This is a genomic window from Streptomyces sp. NPDC056160 (assembly GCF_042268205.1).
Taxonomy (GTDB): domain Bacteria; phylum Actinomycetota; class Actinomycetes; order Streptomycetales; family Streptomycetaceae; genus Streptomyces.
Map to the genome: position 1 here is coordinate 85,123 of NZ_JBHJUW010000007.1, position 16,702 is coordinate 101,824.

Below are 16,702 nucleotides of genomic sequence, written 5' to 3' on the forward strand. Positions count from 1 at the left end.
CATGGAGAACGCACTCCGCCCGCTGATCGTGATCGGCGGCTCGGTCGTCCTCACCCTGGTCATCGGATGGGCCACCGACCTGCTGCTGCGCAAGGCCGACGAACGGCACCACGAGACACCGCTGTGGGGCCTGCTGCGCCGTGCCCGCGTCCCCTACCAACTCGTCCTGTGCTCCGCCCTGCTCAGAGGCTCCTACGACCGGGCCGAACTCCTGAAGGAGCACCGCGACGGCGTCGGCCGGGCGCTGACCCTGGTGCTGATCGGGTCGGCCGCCTGGCTCGCCGTCCGGATCGCGGCGGCCGTCGTCGAGACGTCGTACTCGCGTTACGCCAGTGCCCGCGCGCACCGGGACCCGGCCCGGGTGCGGCGGGTGCGCACCCAGGTCGAGCTGATCATGCGGGTGGTCACCGCCGTCGTCATCGTGGTGGCCGCCGCGTCGATGCTGCTGACCTTCCCGGCGATGCGCGCCGCCGGTGCCTCGCTGCTGGCCTCGGCCGGCATCCTCGGCATCGTCGCCGGTGTCGCCGCGCAGTCCACGCTGAGCAACATGTTCGCCGGGCTGCAGATCGCCTTCGGCGACATGGTGCGCATCGGCGACACCGTCGTCGTCGACGGCGAGTGGGGCACCGTCGACGAGATCACGCTGACCTTCCTGACCGTGCGCACCTGGGACGAACGCCGGATCACCATGCCGGTCTCGTACTTCACGTCCAACCCGTTCGAGAACTGGTCCCGCGGCACCCCGCAGATGACCGGCACCGTCTTCTGGCACCTCGACCACTCGGCGCCCCTGGACGCGATGCGCGAGAAGCTGCGGGACATCCTGCGCGAGTGCCCGGCCTGGGACGGCCGTGCCTACAACGTGCAGATCACGGACACCACGCCGAACACCGTCCTGGTGCGGGCGCTGGTGACCGCGAAGGACTCCGACGACATCTGGACGGTGCGGGTCGCGGTGCGCGAGCAGATGATCCGCTGGCTGTGCGAGGAACACCCCTACGCGCTGCCCCGGATCAGTACCGCGGAGGCCGTGCCGCCCCAGGAGGACGGCCTCAGTGGCCGCGCTCCGCGCCGCCGTTGACCTGGATGATCTGCGAGGTGACGTGGGCGGCGGCCGGGGAGGCCAGCCAGTGCAGGGTGGCGGCGACGTCGCCCGGCGTGCCCGCCCGCTTGTCGGAGGTCTCCGCGATGCGCCGCGCGCGCTGCTCCTCGTCCATCGCGTCGCCGAAGAAGCCGGTGTCCTCGATGTAGCCGGGCGCGACGACGTTCACCGTGATGCCGTGCGGCCCCAACTGGCGGGCGAGGTCGTGGGCGTAGGGGTGCAGGGCCGCCTTGGAGGCGGCGTAGGCACCCCTGCCCGAGCCCCGGTAGGCGGCGATGGAGCTGAGGAACAGCACGCGCCCGCCGGGCTCGGCGAGCCGGTGCTTGAGGGCCTCGGTGAGCAGCACGGCCGTCAGCGTGTTGATCCGGAAGTTGAGGGCCCAGTCGTCGGCGATCCGGTCGAGCGGGTCGTCCCGTTCGATCCGGGGTTCCAGGCGCCCCGACCCGCCGGCGCTGTGGATCAGGACGTCCACGGCGCCCAGCTCGTCGGCCACGAAACGGGCCGCCCCGCGCACGCCGTCCGCGTCACCGAGATCGGCGGCGTACGTGAGGGCTCCCGGCACCCCGGCCTTGCGCAGTACCTCCTCCCGCCGCCCGAGCAGCACGACCTGGTCCCCGCCGGCCGCGAACACCTGTGCCGTGGCCAGCCCGATCCCGGTACCGCCACCGCTGATCACCACGTTGCGCGTCATGGACCCGAGCCTAGTTCCCGACGCCCGCCCGCGAGGGTCAGCGCAGGCTGCGCACGTCGAGGTGGCGCAGCACCCGGTCCACGATCTCCGGGTCGGCGCCCGGCTCGCTGCGGGCCGCCAGCACCTCGTGCCGTGCCGCGCTCAGCATCTCGCCCTGGATCCGACGCAGCCGCTTGATGCGGCGCACCCGGTTCTCCTGCGCCTCCCGGCGCTCCTCGTCGCCGATCTGCGGGTTGATGCGCAGCCCGATCTCGAAGGCCCGGCGCAGCATCTGCTCGGAGACCTCGTCCGGCAGGTCCTCGACCGTCTCGATCTCCTTGAGCCGCCGCTTGGCCGCGCGCGCCGCCCGCACCGCCAGTTCCTTCTCGAACTCCTTCTCGCGTTCGGTGTCGGCCCGCACCCCGAGCCGCTTCACCAGCCAGGGCAGGGTGAGCCCCTGCACCACGAGCGTCACCATGATCACCCCGAAGGCGATGAACACGATCTCGTCCCGGTCGGGGAACGGTGCGCCGCTGTCCGTCTTCAGGGGAATGGCGAGCGCCAGCGCCACCGAGGCCACGCCGCGCATCCCCGACCACCACATGACGACGGTCTCCCGCCAGCTGGTGGGGATGTCCTCCTCGTAGTCCCGCCGGGCGTGCAGGCGTTGGGTGAGCCAGGTCGCCGGCAGCAGCCACAGCAGCCGGACGAACACGACCACGCCGACGACCACCCCGGCCCAGCCCAGCAGCTCGCCCCAGCGTCCGGAGGCGGTGCGGATGGCGTTGTGCAGCTCCAGGCCGATCAGTCCGAAGGCGACCCCGGTGACGAGGGTGTCGACGACGTCCCAGACGGTGTGCCCGGCCAGCCGGCTCAGCACGTCGTCGGCGTCGTGGGCGTACTCGGCCAGGAACAGCGCGGTGGTGAGCACGGCCAGGACCCCGGATCCGTGCAGTTCCTCGGCCAGCACGTAGGAGGCGTAGGGCACGAGCAGCGTCAGGCCGATCTGGAGGGTGGCGTCCCCCAGCAGGTCGAGGAGCTTGTTGGCGCCCCAGCCGAGCACCACGCCCACGACGACGGCGACCACCGCGGAGAGCACCAGGTCGAGTCCGGCGTGCCAGGCCGAGAACTCGCCGCTGACGGCGGCGGCGATCGCGACGTGGTAGAGCACGATGGCGGTGACGTCGTTGAACAGTCCCTCGCCCTCCAGGATGGACACCAGGCGGCGGGGCAGGCCGAGCTGTCCGGCGACGGCGGTGGCCGCGACCGGGTCGGGCGGTGCGACCAGCGCGCCGAGCGCGACCGCCGCGGCCAGCGGCAGCCCCGGCACGATGGTGTGGGCGACGACCGCGACACAGATGGTCGTCACGAACACCAGGGCCACGGCCAGCAGGAAGATCGGCCGTCTGTTCGCCGCGAACTGCCGCCAGGACGTGCGCCGTACGGCGGCATAGAGCAGCGGCGGCAGCAGGGCGGGCAGGATCAGGCCGGGCGGGATGTCCACGTTCGGTACGAAGTTCAGCACCGCGAGCACGATCCCGAGGAGCGTCATGAGCACCGGGGCGGGCAGCCCGAGCCGGTCTCCGACGGGGACGCTGATCACGGCCCCGAGCAGGACGACGAACAACAGGGCCAACTGATCCACGCTCAGCGCTCCGGGAGGTCGGACGTTCACACGGCAGCCTCCAGCGTGCCATGCCGCTTGGGCCGTCGGCCTCTTCGCCGAGTGGCTACAGGGCGCGCCGCATCGCCCGGTGCGCGATGCCGGCGTCCGGGAACTCGGGGCCGTAGGCCGCGTACCCCAGCCGCTCGTAGAAGCCGAGGGCGTGGGTCTGGGCGTGCAGGTCCACCGCCGTCAGGCCGCGCGCGCGGGCCGCGTCCTCCAGGGCGCGCACCAGGGCCACGCCGACGCCCAGCCCGCGGGCCGCGGCGGTGACGGCGAGGCGTCCCAGGGAGCCGACGGCCGCGTCGCCGCCGGTGCGGCCGGCGGCGGCCTCGCCGTGCAGCAGCCGTCCGGTGCCGAGCGGGGTGCCGTCGTCGCGGACCGCGAGCACGTGGAGGGCCACGGCGTCCAGGTCGTCGTACTCGATCTCCTCCGGGACGCCCTGCTCGACGACGAAGACCTCCTTGCGCACCGAGAAGCAGGCCTCGCGGTCGGCGAGGTCCTCCGCCACCCGGGTCCGGTACGGCGCCGGGGTCATGCGTACGTCTCCTCGCGGACCTGGTCCAGGGCCTGCTGGAGGTCGGCCGGGTAGTCGCTGGCGAACTCCACCCACTGCCCGTCCCCGGGGTGCTCGAAGCCGAGCCGCACGGCGTGCAGCCACTGCCGGGTCAGCTTGAGCCGCTTGGCGAGGGTGGGGTCGGCGCCGTAGGTGAGGTCGCCGACGCAGGGGTGGCGGTGGGCGGCCATGTGGACGCGGATCTGGTGGGTGCGCCCGGTCTCCAGCTTCACGTCGAGCAGGGAGGCGGCGCGGAAGGCCTCGACGAGGTCGTAGTGCGTGACGGACGGCTTGCCCTCGGCGGTGACCGCCCACTTGTAGTCGTGGTTCGGGTGGCGGCCGATGGGCGCGTCGATGGTGCCGCTGGTCGGGTCGGGATGGCCCTGGACCAGCGTGTGGTACCGCTTGTCGACCGTGCGCTCCTTGAACTGGCGCTTGAGCGACGTGTACGCGTACTCCGACTTGGCGACCACCATCAGGCCGGAGGTGCCGACGTCCAGGCGGTGCACGATGCCCTGGCGCTCGGCGGCGCCGGAGGTCGAGATGCGGTACCCGGCGGCGGCGAGTCCGCCGATGACCGTGGGTCCTGTCCAGCCGGGGCTGGGGTGCGCGGCGACACCGACCGGCTTGACGATCACGACGACGTCGTCGTCGTCGTGGACGATCTCCATGCCCTCGACCGGTTCGGCGACGACCTGCACGGGGGCGGGCGCCTGCGGCATCTCGACCTCCAGCCAGGCGCCGCCGCGCACGCGCTCGGACTTGCCGACCGCCGCGCCGTCGACCAGCACCTTGCCCGCGGCGGCCAGCTCGGCCGCCTTGGTGCGGGAGAAGCCGAACATGCGGGAGATGGCGGCGTCGACGCGCTCGCCCTCCAGGCCGTCGGGCACGGGCAGGGTACGGATCTCGGGAAGCGTGCTCACCCGTCGAGTATGCCGGACGGGTCGGACACTCCCGTACGCGCGGCCCGGTCCCTGTGGACGGCCCCGGCCCCCAGGGCGGCCGGGGAAGCCCTCGGCCCCGTGGGCGGCCTCAGTCCTTGTGGACGGTGCCGTCCGGGTCCCGGCCGCTGAAGGAGAGCAGCACGATCAGGATGCCGCCGCAGACGATCGCCGAGTCGGCGAGGTTGAAGACGGCGAAGTGCTTCGGGGAGATGAAGTCGACGACCGCGCCCTTGAAGACGCCCGGGGAGCGGAAGATCCGGTCGGTGAGGTTGCCCAGTGCGCCACCGAACAGAAGACCGAGCGCGAACGCCCACGGCAGGCTGTAGAGCTTGCGGGCGAGCCGGACGATCACCACGATCACGGCGGCGGCGATGACCGTGAAGATCACCGTGTACGCCTCGCCGAAGCTGAAGGCGGCTCCCGAGTTGCGGATCATCTGGAGCTGGAGCCAGTCGCCGATGATCTTCACCGGCGCGTGGTGCTCCAGCTTGGCCACCACGACGATCTTGCTGATCAGGTCGAGGGCGTACGCCACGGCGGCCACCGCGAACAGCACCCCGATCCGGCGCCTGCCCCGCGGCTGCCCGTCCGCGCGCAAGGCCGCTTCGGGGCCGTCCTGCGCGTCCGGCGTCGTTCCTGGTGGTGCGGCGGCCGTCTCCGCCGCGGCGTCGGGCTGCCGCTGCTGCCCGGGACGTTCCGCCTCCGGGGTGTCGTCCGGCGTACCGATGATGCGCTCCGCCTCTGCCACGTGAGTCCCTCGACCTAGGTACCTGACTGAGGACGAGACTACGGCACACCCCCCTGGGCCGACGTGCGCAGGAGGGCCCCGGAGTCCGTTCAGTAGCGGCGCTCCTGCTTCTGCTTGCACTCCACGCACAGGGTGGCCCGCGGAAAGGCCTGCATCCGGGCCTTTCCGATCGGGTTGCCGCAGTTCTCGCACAGGCCGTAGGTGCCCGCGTCCAGGCGGTCGAGGGCGCGCTCGGTCTGGGTGAGCGTCTCACGCGCGTTGGCGGCGAGCGCCAGCTCGTGCTCGCGCGTGATGTTCTTGGTGCCGGTGTCCGCCTGGTCGTCGCCCGCGCCGTCCCCGGAGTCCCGCATCAGACCGGCGAGGGCGGCCTCGGACGAGCTGATCTCGGTGCTCAGCCGCTCCATCTCGGACTCCAGCTCCGCGCGGGCTTCGGCGACCTCCTCCTCGGTCCACGGGTCCTCGCCCGGCCGTACCGCGAGGTCGCCCGGTTCCACCGCCGCGGCGACCCGTGCCTTCGGGACGGCGGTCGTGGCCGCCGCGGCCGTCCCAGGAGTCTTCTTCGCAACCACCGTCGTGGCTCCCGTCTGCTTCGCGGCCTCGGCCGCGCCCGCCTTCTTGCCCGTGCTCTTCCTGCCCACGGCGGCCCCGGTCCCACCCTGCGCGGCGGACTTCGCCCCGGACGGCTTCGAACCGGGCGGCTCCGCCACGCAGGGCTCGGGGCCGGGGGACTCCAGGCCGGAGGACTTCGCCTCGGGGGACTTCGGCTGGGCGGTCTTCCTCGAGGGGGTCTTCCTCGCGGAGGCCTTCCGGGCCGGCGCGCGCCGGTCCGTGGCGCGCCCGGCACCCGCTTCCCCGCGCGCGGGGTCGGTCGCGGCGCCGGGGTGCCGCGATCCGCCGGACGCCGACTGCTCGGCGGTCTTCTTCGCCACCATGGCCGCGGCCCCTTCACATATTGTGATCTTGCTCGCGAATCGTGCTGGGACGATAAATCGACTCCAGTCCCGCGGCAACGGGGCACGCCGCCCGATTCGCCCGCCTCGCGCGTACCGCGCGGCCGGCATGCATGCGTTGTGCCCAGCTCCCCGCCGGGTAATCCGACGAGCTGCGCGTCCTACGATCCGACCGGCCGCACCGGAGCCGTTCGGGTCACCGCCGCCCCGCCCGTCGCTGCCCCGCCCCGCCCCGCCCCGAAAACCGGTCGGCCGCTGTCCCCGGGGCGCCGTACACTGGGCGCAGCGAGAAGCGTGGATGGGGACGAGTAGCGGCGAAGGCAGCCCAGAGCGACCCGGGGACGGTGTGAGCCCGGGGGCGAGCGCGACGTGAAGATCACCCCGGAGCCGCCGGAAGAAAGCCCCCAGGGGCGAGTAGAACCGGCATCGCGAGCCCAATGAGGGGGCTCACCGGAGCGCGGGGCGCACCGGGGGGCCAAGGAGGGTGGTACCGCGGGAGCGCGCCGCACACGGCGTAGGCAGCACGATGGCTCTCGTCCCTCCGACGGAAGGCAGCACATCCGCCGGAGGAAGCTCGTTGAATACGCAGCCGCAGTACCGCCAGGTGCCCGCCCAGGTCGACCTGCCCGCGCTCGAACACGCGGTGCTCGACTTCTGGCGCGAGCAGAAGGTCTTCGCCAAGAGCCTGGAACAGTCCGAGGGCCGCCCCGAGTGGGTGTTCTACGAGGGCCCGCCCACCGCCAACGGCATGCCGGGCGCCCACCACATCGAGGCGCGCGTCTTCAAGGACGTCTTCCCCCGCTTCCGCACCATGCGCGGCTACCACGTGACCCGCAAGGCCGGCTGGGACTGCCACGGGCTGCCCGTGGAGCTGGCGGTCGAGAAGGAGCTGGGCTTCAGCGGCAAGAAGGACATCGAGGCGTACGGCATCGCGGCCTTCAACGACAAGTGCCGCGAGTCCGTGCTGCGGCACACCGACGCCTTCTCCGAGCTGACGACCCGCATGGGCTACTGGGTCGACCTCGACGACGCCTACGTCACGATGGACCCCGAGTACATCGAGTCCGTCTGGTGGTCGCTGAAGGAGATCTTCGCCAAGGGCCTGCTGGTCCAGGACCACCGTGTCGCCCCCTGGTGCCCTCGCTGCGGCACCGGCCTGTCCGACCACGAGCTGGCCCAGGGCTACGAGACGGTCGTCGACCCGTCCGTCTACGTCCGCTTCCCGCTCACCTCCGGACCGCTGGCCGGCCAGGCCTCGCTCGTGGTGTGGACGACGACCCCGTGGACCCTGGTCTCCAACACGGCGGTCGCCGCGCACCCCGACGTGACCTACGTCGTCGCGACGGACGGCGAGGAGAAGCTGGTCGTCGCCGAGCCGCTGCTCGCCAAGGCGCTCGGTGAGGGCTGGGAGGCCACCGGCGAGTCGTTCACCGGCGCGCAGATGGAGCGCTGGAACTACCAGCGCCCGTTCGAGCTGGTGGAGTTCCCCGCGCCGGCGCACTTCGTCGTGAACGCCGAGTACGTGACCACCGAGGACGGTACGGGTCTGGTCCACCAGTCCCCCGCCTTCGGTGAGGACGACCTCAAGGTGTGCCGCTCCTACGGCCTGCCGGTCGTCAACCCGGTCCGCCCGGACGGCACCTTCGAGGAGGACGTCCCGCTGGTCGGCGGCGTCTTCTTCAAGAAGGCGGACGAAGCGCTCACCGAGGACCTCCAGCAGCGCGGCCTGCTCTTCAAGCACCTGCCCTACGAGCACAGCTACCCGCACTGCTGGCGCTGCCACACCGCGCTGCTGTACTACGCCCAGCCGTCCTGGTACATCCGCACCACGGCCGTCAAGGACCGGCTGCTGGCGGAGAACGAGAAGACCAACTGGTTCCCGGACAGCGTCAAGCACGGCCGGTACGGCGACTGGCTGAACAACAACATCGACTGGGCGCTCTCCCGCAACCGCTACTGGGGCACGCCGCTGCCGATCTGGCGCTGCGAGGAGGGCCACCTCACCTGCGTGGGTTCCCGCGCGGAGCTGACCGAGCTGACCGGCACCGACCAGTCCGGCCTGGACCCGCACCGCCCGTTCATCGACGACGTCACCTTCACCTGCCCGCAGGAGGGCTGCCAGGCGACGGCCACGCGCGTGCCGGAGGTCATCGACGCCTGGTACGACTCGGGTTCGATGCCGTTCGCGCAGTGGGGATACCCGTACAAGAACAAGGAGCTGTTCGAGAGCCGCTACCCGGCGCAGTTCATCTCCGAGGCGATCGACCAGACCCGCGGCTGGTTCTACACGCTGATGGCCATCGGCACGCTGGTGTTCGACGAGTCGTCGTACGAGAACGTCGTGTGCCTGGGCCACATCCTCGCCGAGGACGGCCGCAAGATGTCCAAGCACCTGGGCAACATCCTGCAGCCGATCCCGCTGATGGACCAGCACGGCGCAGACGCGGTGCGCTGGTTCATGGCGGCCGGCGGCTCGCCGTGGGCGGCCCGCCGCGTCGGCCACGGCACCATCCAGGAGGTCGTCCGCAAGACGCTCCTGACGTACTGGAACACGGTCGCCTTCCAGGCGCTGTACGCCCGTACGTCGAACTGGGCGCCGAGCGAGGCCGACCCGGCCCCGGCCGACCGCCCGGTCCTGGACCGCTGGCTGCTCAGTGAGCTGCACGCGCTGACCGACCAGGTCACGCAGGCCCTTGAGGCGTACGACACGCAGCGTGCCGGCAAGCTGCTCTCGGCGTTCGTCGACGACCTGTCCAACTGGTACGTCCGCCGCTCGCGCCGCCGCTTCTGGCAGGGCGACAAGGCCGCGCTGCGCACGCTGCACGAGGTCGTCGAGACGGTGACGAAGCTGATGGCCCCGCTGACCCCGTTCATCACCGAGCGGGTCTGGCAGGACCTGGTCGTGCCGGTCACCCCCGGCGCCCCGGAGTCGGTGCACCTCGCCGCCTGGCCCGAGGCCGACCTGACGGCCATCGACCCGGAACTGTCCCAGCAGATGGTGCTGGTGCGGCGCCTCGTGGAACTGGGCCGGGCCACGCGCGCGGAGTCCGGCGTCAAGACCCGGCAGCCGCTGTCGCGCGCGCTGGTCGCGGTGGCGGGCTTCGACACCCTGGACCGCGAACTGCACGCGCAGATCACGGAGGAGCTGAACGTCTCCTCGCTGGCGTCGCTGAGCGAGGTCGGCGGTTCGCTGGTGGACACCACCGCGAAGGCCAACTTCCGTGCGCTGGGCAAGCGGTTCGGCAAGCGCGTCCAGGACGTGGCGAAGGCGATCGCCGGGGCCGACGCGGCGGCGCTTTCGCTGGCACTGCGCGAGGGCACGGCGTCGGTGGAGGTCGACGGCGAGACGGTCACGCTCGCTCCGGACGAGGTGATCATCACGGAGACTCCGCGCGAGGGATGGTCGGTGGCGTCCGACTCGGGTGCGACAGTGGCGCTGGACCTGGAGATCACCGAGGAGCTGCGCCAGGCCGGCCTGGCGCGCGACGCGATCCGGCTGATCCAGGAGGCGCGCAAGAACAGCGGCCTCGACGTCGCGGACCGGATCGCCCTGCGGTGGGTGTCCACGGACCCAGCGGTCATCGCGGCGCTGTCGGAGCACTCCGGGCTCATCGCCGAGGAGGTTCTGGCGACGGACTTCGCGCAGGGCGAGGCGGACGGCACGTACGGTGACGCGTTCGTCGACGAGGGCCTGTCGCTGACGTTCCGCCTGCGCAAGGCGTAGCCCTCCCGGGCGGGTGCGGCGGGGGTGGTCCGAGGAGGGTGTCCGCCCCCGCCGCCCCTCCCCTTCCCGTCCTGGGGGCTCCGCCCCCAGACCCCCTTTCGCGCAGTTCCCCGCGCCCCCAAGGCGCATCCGCGCACGAGAACGGCCCCGGAGGATTCCCTCCGGGGCCGTTCTCTCAGGCTGCCGACGCCTTGTTTCTCTCTCAGGAACCCCTCAGGGGGCCCTCAGTTGTCGTCCTCGTCGATCAGGAAGCCGCGCATCGGGGACGGCGCCTGGCCCATCGGGGACGGGCCCTGCGGACGTACCGGTGCCATCGGCTGGGTCATCGCCGGGGACATCTGCTGCTGGCCGCCGTAGGACGGACCGGACGGGCTGGGCGCGCTGCCCATCGACTGGTTGCCGCCGTAGGACGGGGCGCTCGCGCCGGCCGGGGCCATCGAGGGCGCCGGGGACGGCGGCAGCGACGCGGCCGCGGGGGTGCGCGGCGGGGCCAGCGAGTCGTCGGCCTGGGTCTCCAGCTGGCGCAGCTGCGACTCCAGGTACGACTTCAGGCGCGTGCGGTACTCGCGCTCGAAGCCGCGCAGGTCCTCGACCTTGCGCTCCAGCGTGGCGCGGGCGGACTCCAGCGAGCCCATCGCGACGCGGTGCTTCTCCTGCGCGTCCCGCTCCAGGGCGTCGGCCTTGGCACGGGCGTCACGCTCAAGACCCTCGGCGCGCGAACGGGCCTCGCCGACGATCTTGTTGGCCTCGGATCGGGCCTCGGCGATCGCCTGGTCGGCGGTCTGCTGGGCCAGCGACAGGACGCGCGCGGCGCTGTCGCCACCGGGACCCTGACCCATCGGGCCGGGACCGCCCATGGGGTTCGGGCCGCCCATCGGACCCGGACCCATCTGGCCCTGCATCGGACCGGGGCCCTGGCCCATCGGTCCGGGACCCTGACCCATCGGGCCGGGGCCCTGCGGGCCCTGTCCGCCGGGGCCGGCGGGCAGCTGCGGGGCACCGCTCGGCAGCTGGGGCGGGCCACCCATGGGGCCACCCATCTGCTGCTGCGGCGGGCCCGATATGCCGGCGGGCACCGGAGCGCCGGGACCTCGCATGCCCTGCTGCGGCATGCCGCCCTGCTGGGGCATCCCGCCCTGCTGGGGCATGCCGGGGCCGCCGGGACCCTGCTGCGGGTGCTGCTGGTCCTGCTGCTCCGGGGGCTTGCGCATGTTCTGCTGGTTCTGCGCGGCGGCCCGGGTGGCGGCGGCCAGCTTGGCGCGCAGGTCCTCGTTCTCCCGGAGCAGGCGGGTCAGCTCGGCCTCGACCTCGTCGAGGAAGGCATCGACCTCGTCCTCGTCATAGCCTTCTCGGAGGCGGACGGTCGTGAACTGCTTGTTCCGCACGTCCTCGGGGGTCAACGGCATCTCTTCACCTCAACGTAGTCATCGGCAGTCGGCAAGACCGTATCGTCCACATTCACGTCGCGAGGTTCCCCACGATGTAGATCAGGATGTAGACGATGATCATCAGGACGAAGAAGGACAGGTCGAGCGCCACGCCCCCGAGACGCAGCGGCGGGATGAACCGCCGCAGAAGCTTCAGCGGTGGATCGGTGACAGTGTAGGTGGCCTCCAGAACGACCACCATCGCCTTGCCGGGTTGCCACGAGCGGGCGAACTGGAACACGTAATCCATGACCAAACGGAAGATCAGCACGATGAGGAACACCATCAGCGCGATGTAGAGAACCTCCATGGCCACGCCCATGATCGGTGCTTCCCTCTCCCCTGTTCCGTGCCTGTTTTCCGGTGGTGCGTCTCAGCTCTGGTTGAAGAACCCGCCCTCTGCGATGCGGGCCTTGTCCTCCGCCGTGACATCGACGTTAGCAGGCGACAACAGGAACACCTTCTGTGTCACCCGCTCGATGCTGCCGTGGAGCCCGAACACCAGACCGGCGGCAAAGTCGACAAGTCGCTTCGCGTCCGTGTCGTCCATCTCCGTCAGATTCATGATCACCGGAGTGCCTTCACGGAAGTGTTCCCCGATGGTACGGGCCTCGTTGTAGGTCCGGGGGTGAAGTGTGGTGATCCGGTACGGCTCACGTTCGGACACGACCTTGGGCATGATCACCGGTGCGTTCTTCTCCAGGCTCGCGCGTTCTTGTGTGATGGATGCCACGGGCGCGATGCGCGCCGGACGAGGCGATTCCGCCGGGAGCGAAGCGGAATGGGACACAGGTTCACGTGGCGCCGGAGGCTGCACCACGCGCACTGGTTCATCCCTTTGGGGCTGATGTGTTCCGTGCGGCTGGTGCGACGGTTCGTGCCGTCGGCGGTCCCGCTCGGGCTCCGGATCGAGTTCGGGTTCGAAGTCGTCATCGGGGTCGAAACCCCGGCCGTCGTACCCATCGTCCTCCACGAGGCCGAGGTAGACCGCCATCTTGCGCATCGCGCCGGCCATGCTCTGAGTCCTCCGCTCTGTGGTGGATCGACTGACGACCGCCAAGTCCCCGCGATCCACGAGGTCGTTGCGCCTTCTTCGGCGGTATTGACCATATTTTCTGCTGTGGTCCGACTTCTTGGCGACGTTACCCGAGCCTGGGGCGGACTCCGAGTACCGCGGTGCCGACGCGCACATGTGTCGCTCCGGCGGCCACGGCCTGCTCGAGGTCCGCGCTCATCCCTGCCGAGACCATGGTGGCAGCCGGATGGGTCCGGCGCAGGTGGGTCGACAAATCCATGAGCCGTTCGAAGGCGGACTGTTGGCGTCCGGCGTACTCCCCGGTCAGCGGGGCGACGGTCATCAGCCCGTCGAGCCGCAGCCCTTCGGCGTCCGCGATCCGGTCGGCCAACTCCCCGATCCCGCGCGGGGCCACGCCGCCTCTCTCGCCCCGGCCGCTCTCCCCGGCGTCCAGCGCGACCTGGATGAGACACCCCAGTTCACGCTCCGCGCGCACGGCCTCCCTGGAGAGCGCCGTGACCAGCCGGGAGCGGTCCACCGACTGCACGACGTCCGCGTAACCGACGACGGACCGCACTTTGTTGGTCTGAAGTTGACCGACAAAATGCCAACTCAAGGGCAAATCCGAACATTCAGCGGCCTTCGGTGCCGCGTCCTGGTCGCGGTTCTCTGCGACGTGCCGCACCCCGAGGTCGGCCAGCATCCGCACGTCCGCCGCCGGGTAGGTCTTGGTGACCACGATGAGGGTCACCTCTTCGCGCGGGCGTCCCGCGGCGGCGCACGCGGCGGCGATGCGCTCCTGAACCCTCGCCAGGTTCCCGGCGAGTTCGTCCTTACGTTCCGTCATGCCCCATCAGTCCAGCCAGACATAGCCCGCGAGCCGACCGGTGGTGCGGTCGCGGCGGTAGGAGAAGTGGTCGTGCGACTCACGTGTGCACACCGGCGACTGCTCCCGGTCGTGCACGCCCAGGCGTTCGAGTTGCGCATGCACCCCGGCGCTCACGTCGAGCGCCGGCGTACCCCAACTCGTCTCGGCGTACGCCGCCGGCTCGATGGCGCCCACCTCGGCGCGCATCGCCTCGGGCACTTCGTAGCAGCGGCCGCACACCGCCGGTCCGGTACGGGCGGTGATCCGGGCCGGGTCGGCGCCGAGTTCCACCATGGCCCGCACGGCGGCGGGCACCACCCCGGCCACCATCCCGGGCCGCCCCGCATGGGCCGCGGCGACGATCCCGGCACTCGGGTCGGCGAGCAGCACCGGCGTGCAGTCGGCGGTGAGGACGGCGAGGGCGAGACCCCGCCGGGTGGTGACGAGCGCGTCGACGCAGGGGATGCCGGCCGCGGCGTCCCACGGTCCGTCGACGACCGCCACGTCCGCGCCGTGCACCTGGTTCATCCAGACCACCCGGGCCGGGTCCAGTCCCAGGGACTTGGCGGCCAGTTCACGGTTGGTCCCCACGGCGGCCGGGTCGTCGCCGACCGCGCCGCCCAGGTTCAGCTCCTCGTACGGAACGGCGCTCACTCCGCCCCACCGGTCGGTGAAGGCGAAGTGCGCGCCGTTCACGGTGTCGCGCTGTCCTATCACTTCAGGAAGTCCGGCACGTCCAGTTCCTCGGCCGCGCTGTCGGTGTAGGTCCGCGGCGCGGGCGGGGCCGGCGGCGGAGTGAGGTCGCTCAGCGGCTCCGGCGCGACCGGCTCCGGCTCCTCCTTCGGCTTCACGCTGCCGAGCGAGCCGAAGGTCGGGCGGTTCTCGGGCTGCCGTACCTGCGCGGAGTCCTCGCGGCGGGCGGAGGACGAGGCGGACGCCGAGGACGAGGCCGCCGAACCGAGGACGTTGTCCCGGCGGGCCGGGGGCTGGCCGCCGTCGAAGCCGGCCGCGATCACGGTCACCCGCACCTCGTCGCCGAGGGCGTCGTCGATGACCGCGCCGAAGATGATGTTGGCCTCGGGGTGGGCGGCTTCGCTGACCAGCTGGGCGGCCTCGTTGATCTCGAACAGACCGAGGTCGGAGCCGCCGGAGATGGAGAGCAGCACCCCGCGGGCGCCGTCGATGGAGGCTTCGAGCAGCGGGGAGGAGATCGCCATCTCGGCGGCGGCCACCGCGCGGTCGTCGCCGCGCGCCGAACCGATGCCCATGAGGGCGGAACCCGCCTCGGACATGACCGACTTGACGTCGGCGAAGTCCAGGTTGATCAGACCGGGGGTGGTGATCAGGTCGGTGATGCCCTGCACACCGGACAGCAGCACCTGGTCCGCGGACTTGAACGCGTCGAGCACGCTGACCTGGCGGTCCGAGATGGACAGCAGCCGGTCGTTGGGGATGACGATGAGGGTGTCGACCTCTTCGCGGAGTTCGGCGATGCCGTCCTCGGCCTGGTTGGCCCGGCGCCGTCCCTCGAAGGTGAACGGGCGCGTGACCACGCCGATGGTGAGGGCACCCAGGGAGCGCGCGATGTTGGCCACGACCGGCGCGCCGCCGGTGCCGGTGCCGCCGCCTTCACCGGCCGTCACGAAGACCATGTCGGCCCCCTTGAGGACCTCTTCGATCTCTTCGCGGTGGTCCTCTGCGGCCTTGCGGCCGACGGCCGGGTTGGCGCCGGCGCCGAGTCCGCGGGTCAGTTCGCGGCCGACGTCCAGCTTGACGTCGGCGTCGCTCATCAACAGCGCCTGCGCGTCGGTGTTGATGGCGATGAACTCGACGCCCTTGAGACCGACTTCGATCATCCGGTTGATGGCATTGACACCACCGCCGCCGACACCGATGACCTTGATGACTGCGAGGTAGTTCTGCGGTGCTGCCACGTCGAAGGCCTCTCGCCTCGAATTACGTCGCCGTCGTTGCGCGCTGTCCGCGCCGCGACGGCTGATGCCGAATGGGACGGTCCGTAACGCCGACCCGAACCCTAACCCTGAAGTTTAGGGTTACCAGTGTGCCTGTTCCTTGAAGTCTTCTGAACAGGACACTAAGTCGACAAGTGGCGCCCGTTCAACGAACACGCCGAACCTCCCGTTTTTCTTTTCACCCTATGTGATCAGGCATAGCGGTGCCCAACCAGGGTGCTGGCCTGCACGTATACCCGTCAACTGCCGGATGACGCAGGCGCGATGGGGACGCTGACGTCGAAGTGCCGGGCGCCCGGCGAGGCTTTCATCAGCGCGGTGAGCGCGCGGGCCTTCTCTGCGCCGCTCTCGCCGCTGCCCCACACCACGGTCCGGCCCCCGCTCAACTCCAGCGAGATGTCGTCGTAGGTACGGACCTTGACGGCCCGGGTCTGGTGGGAGACCGCGGCCGGGATGCGGCCGGCGACCGTGACGGCCTCGCGCACCAGGCGGGCCTCGTCGAAGCGTCGCAGGCTCGCCGCCGCGGAGGCCGAGCGGGCAAGGGACAATTCGAGGACGGGCACACCTTTCGGCGCCTGCGCGACCGTGGCGAACCGGACACCCCGGGCGTCCACTTCGACGAACTTTCCGCCTTTTTCCTCCACCATGACCGCGGTCCGCTCGACCACTTTCAGCTCGATTCCGTGCGGCCATGAACGAACGACGTCAACCGAGTCAATTCGGGGCAATTGACGGCGCAGCCGGGCCGCGATCGCGGCGGTGTCGACGGAAATGAGCGGATCGCCCACCGGGACGGCCGCGGCCGAGCGCACCTGTGCGGGGGACAACGCCCGGGTGCCGGAGACGGACACCCGCTCCACCCGGGTCCACGCCGAGCCGTACAGGACCCAGAGGGTTCCGCCGCCGAGCAGGACCACGGCCAGGCCCAGGATGACGATCGTACGAAGAGGGGGCCGCCGCGGCCGGCGGATCCGGGGCGGGCCGGACGACTCCTGCTGGCGTTCACCGCGTTCGGCGGTCGTCCGTCCGGCCACGCTCTCAAGCCCCTTCGTTCATATGGTC

Annotated in this window: 15 protein-coding genes; 2 read left to right on the forward strand and 13 right to left on the reverse strand. The window is 71.2% G+C overall.

Annotated elements, in window-relative coordinates; translation table 11 throughout:
- The first annotated feature begins 1 nt into the window (after nucleotide 1).
- Nucleotides 2-1,081: a mechanosensitive ion channel family protein gene (locus tag ACFC02_RS04370; RefSeq protein WP_376351968.1), complete on the forward strand. Its 1,080-nt coding sequence runs from the start codon at nucleotides 2-4 to the stop codon at nucleotides 1,079-1,081.
- Here ACFC02_RS04370 and ACFC02_RS04375 read toward each other — a convergent pair.
- The 6 genes from ACFC02_RS04375 to ACFC02_RS04400 all read right to left on the reverse strand — a co-directional run bounded on the left by ACFC02_RS04375 (nucleotide 1,053) and on the right by ACFC02_RS04400 (nucleotide 6,615).
- Entirely contained in the window at nucleotides 1,053-1,793 is a 741-nt protein-coding gene (locus tag ACFC02_RS04375; RefSeq protein WP_376351971.1) for an SDR family NAD(P)-dependent oxidoreductase, read from the reverse strand. The two genes, ACFC02_RS04370 and ACFC02_RS04375, sit on opposite strands and share 29 nt — an antisense overlap.
- 37 nt (nucleotides 1,794-1,830) lie before the next feature.
- Nucleotides 1,831-3,417 carry a Na+/H+ antiporter gene (locus ACFC02_RS04380; RefSeq protein WP_376351974.1) on the reverse strand — a complete coding sequence of 529 codons (1,587 nt, stop codon included), beginning with the start codon at nucleotides 3,415-3,417 and terminating at the stop codon, nucleotides 1,831-1,833.
- A gap of 85 nt (nucleotides 3,418-3,502) precedes the next feature.
- Nucleotides 3,503-3,973 (reverse strand): GNAT family N-acetyltransferase, encoded by a 471-nt coding sequence (locus ACFC02_RS04385; RefSeq protein ID WP_376351976.1) that lies wholly within the window; start codon nucleotides 3,971-3,973, stop codon nucleotides 3,503-3,505.
- Nucleotides 3,970-4,914 carry an RluA family pseudouridine synthase gene (locus tag ACFC02_RS04390; protein ID WP_376351979.1) on the reverse strand — a complete coding sequence of 315 codons (945 nt, stop codon included), beginning with the start codon at nucleotides 4,912-4,914 and terminating at the stop codon, nucleotides 3,970-3,972. Before ACFC02_RS04390 ends, ACFC02_RS04385 begins: the two co-directional genes overlap by 4 nt.
- A gap of 109 nt (nucleotides 4,915-5,023) precedes the next feature.
- Entirely contained in the window at nucleotides 5,024-5,683 is a 660-nt protein-coding gene (gene lspA, locus ACFC02_RS04395) for a signal peptidase II (RefSeq protein WP_376351982.1), read from the reverse strand.
- An 89-nt stretch (nucleotides 5,684-5,772) separates the two neighbouring features.
- Complete coding sequence (locus tag ACFC02_RS04400) at nucleotides 5,773-6,615, reverse strand: TraR/DksA C4-type zinc finger protein (RefSeq protein WP_376351985.1); 843 nt, start codon at nucleotides 6,613-6,615, stop codon at nucleotides 5,773-5,775.
- A gap of 544 nt (nucleotides 6,616-7,159) precedes the next feature.
- On the opposite strand from ACFC02_RS04400, the gene ileS reads away from it, so the two are divergent.
- Nucleotides 7,160-10,357 (forward strand): isoleucine--tRNA ligase, encoded by a 3,198-nt coding sequence (gene ileS / locus ACFC02_RS04405; protein WP_376351988.1) that lies wholly within the window; start codon nucleotides 7,160-7,162, stop codon nucleotides 10,355-10,357.
- 224 nt (nucleotides 10,358-10,581) lie between these two features.
- Here the strand turns inward: ileS and ACFC02_RS04410 are convergent, their stop codons facing one another.
- The 7 genes from ACFC02_RS04410 to ACFC02_RS04440 all read right to left on the reverse strand — a co-directional run bounded on the left by ACFC02_RS04410 (nucleotide 10,582) and on the right by ACFC02_RS04440 (nucleotide 16,674).
- Nucleotides 10,582-11,763: a DivIVA domain-containing protein gene (locus ACFC02_RS04410; protein ID WP_376351991.1), complete on the reverse strand. Its 1,182-nt coding sequence runs from the start codon at nucleotides 11,761-11,763 to the stop codon at nucleotides 10,582-10,584.
- A gap of 52 nt (nucleotides 11,764-11,815) precedes the next feature.
- Nucleotides 11,816-12,106 (reverse strand): YggT family protein, encoded by a 291-nt coding sequence (locus ACFC02_RS04415; RefSeq protein ID WP_009188102.1) that lies wholly within the window; start codon nucleotides 12,104-12,106, stop codon nucleotides 11,816-11,818.
- 51 nt (nucleotides 12,107-12,157) lie between these two features.
- Nucleotides 12,158-12,799, reverse strand: coding sequence for a cell division protein SepF (locus ACFC02_RS04420; protein WP_037863360.1), 642 nt, complete (start codon nucleotides 12,797-12,799; stop codon nucleotides 12,158-12,160).
- A gap of 127 nt (nucleotides 12,800-12,926) precedes the next feature.
- Nucleotides 12,927-13,646 carry a YggS family pyridoxal phosphate-dependent enzyme gene (locus ACFC02_RS04425; RefSeq protein ID WP_376351995.1) on the reverse strand — a complete coding sequence of 240 codons (720 nt, stop codon included), beginning with the start codon at nucleotides 13,644-13,646 and terminating at the stop codon, nucleotides 12,927-12,929.
- Nucleotides 13,647-13,652: 6 nt separating this feature from the next.
- The gene (gene pgeF / locus ACFC02_RS04430) at nucleotides 13,653-14,384 is read right to left on the reverse strand and encodes a peptidoglycan editing factor PgeF (RefSeq protein WP_376351997.1); all 732 of its coding nucleotides are present in this window, start codon (nucleotides 14,382-14,384) and stop codon (nucleotides 13,653-13,655) included.
- Complete coding sequence (gene ftsZ / locus ACFC02_RS04435; RefSeq protein ID WP_376352000.1) at nucleotides 14,381-15,601, reverse strand: cell division protein FtsZ; 1,221 nt, start codon at nucleotides 15,599-15,601, stop codon at nucleotides 14,381-14,383. Before ftsZ ends, pgeF begins: the two co-directional genes overlap by 4 nt.
- Before the next feature lie 278 nt (nucleotides 15,602-15,879).
- Nucleotides 15,880-16,674 carry a cell division protein FtsQ/DivIB gene (locus ACFC02_RS04440; RefSeq protein WP_376352003.1) on the reverse strand — a complete coding sequence of 265 codons (795 nt, stop codon included), beginning with the start codon at nucleotides 16,672-16,674 and terminating at the stop codon, nucleotides 15,880-15,882.
- Nucleotides 16,675-16,702 lie beyond the last annotated feature (28 nt).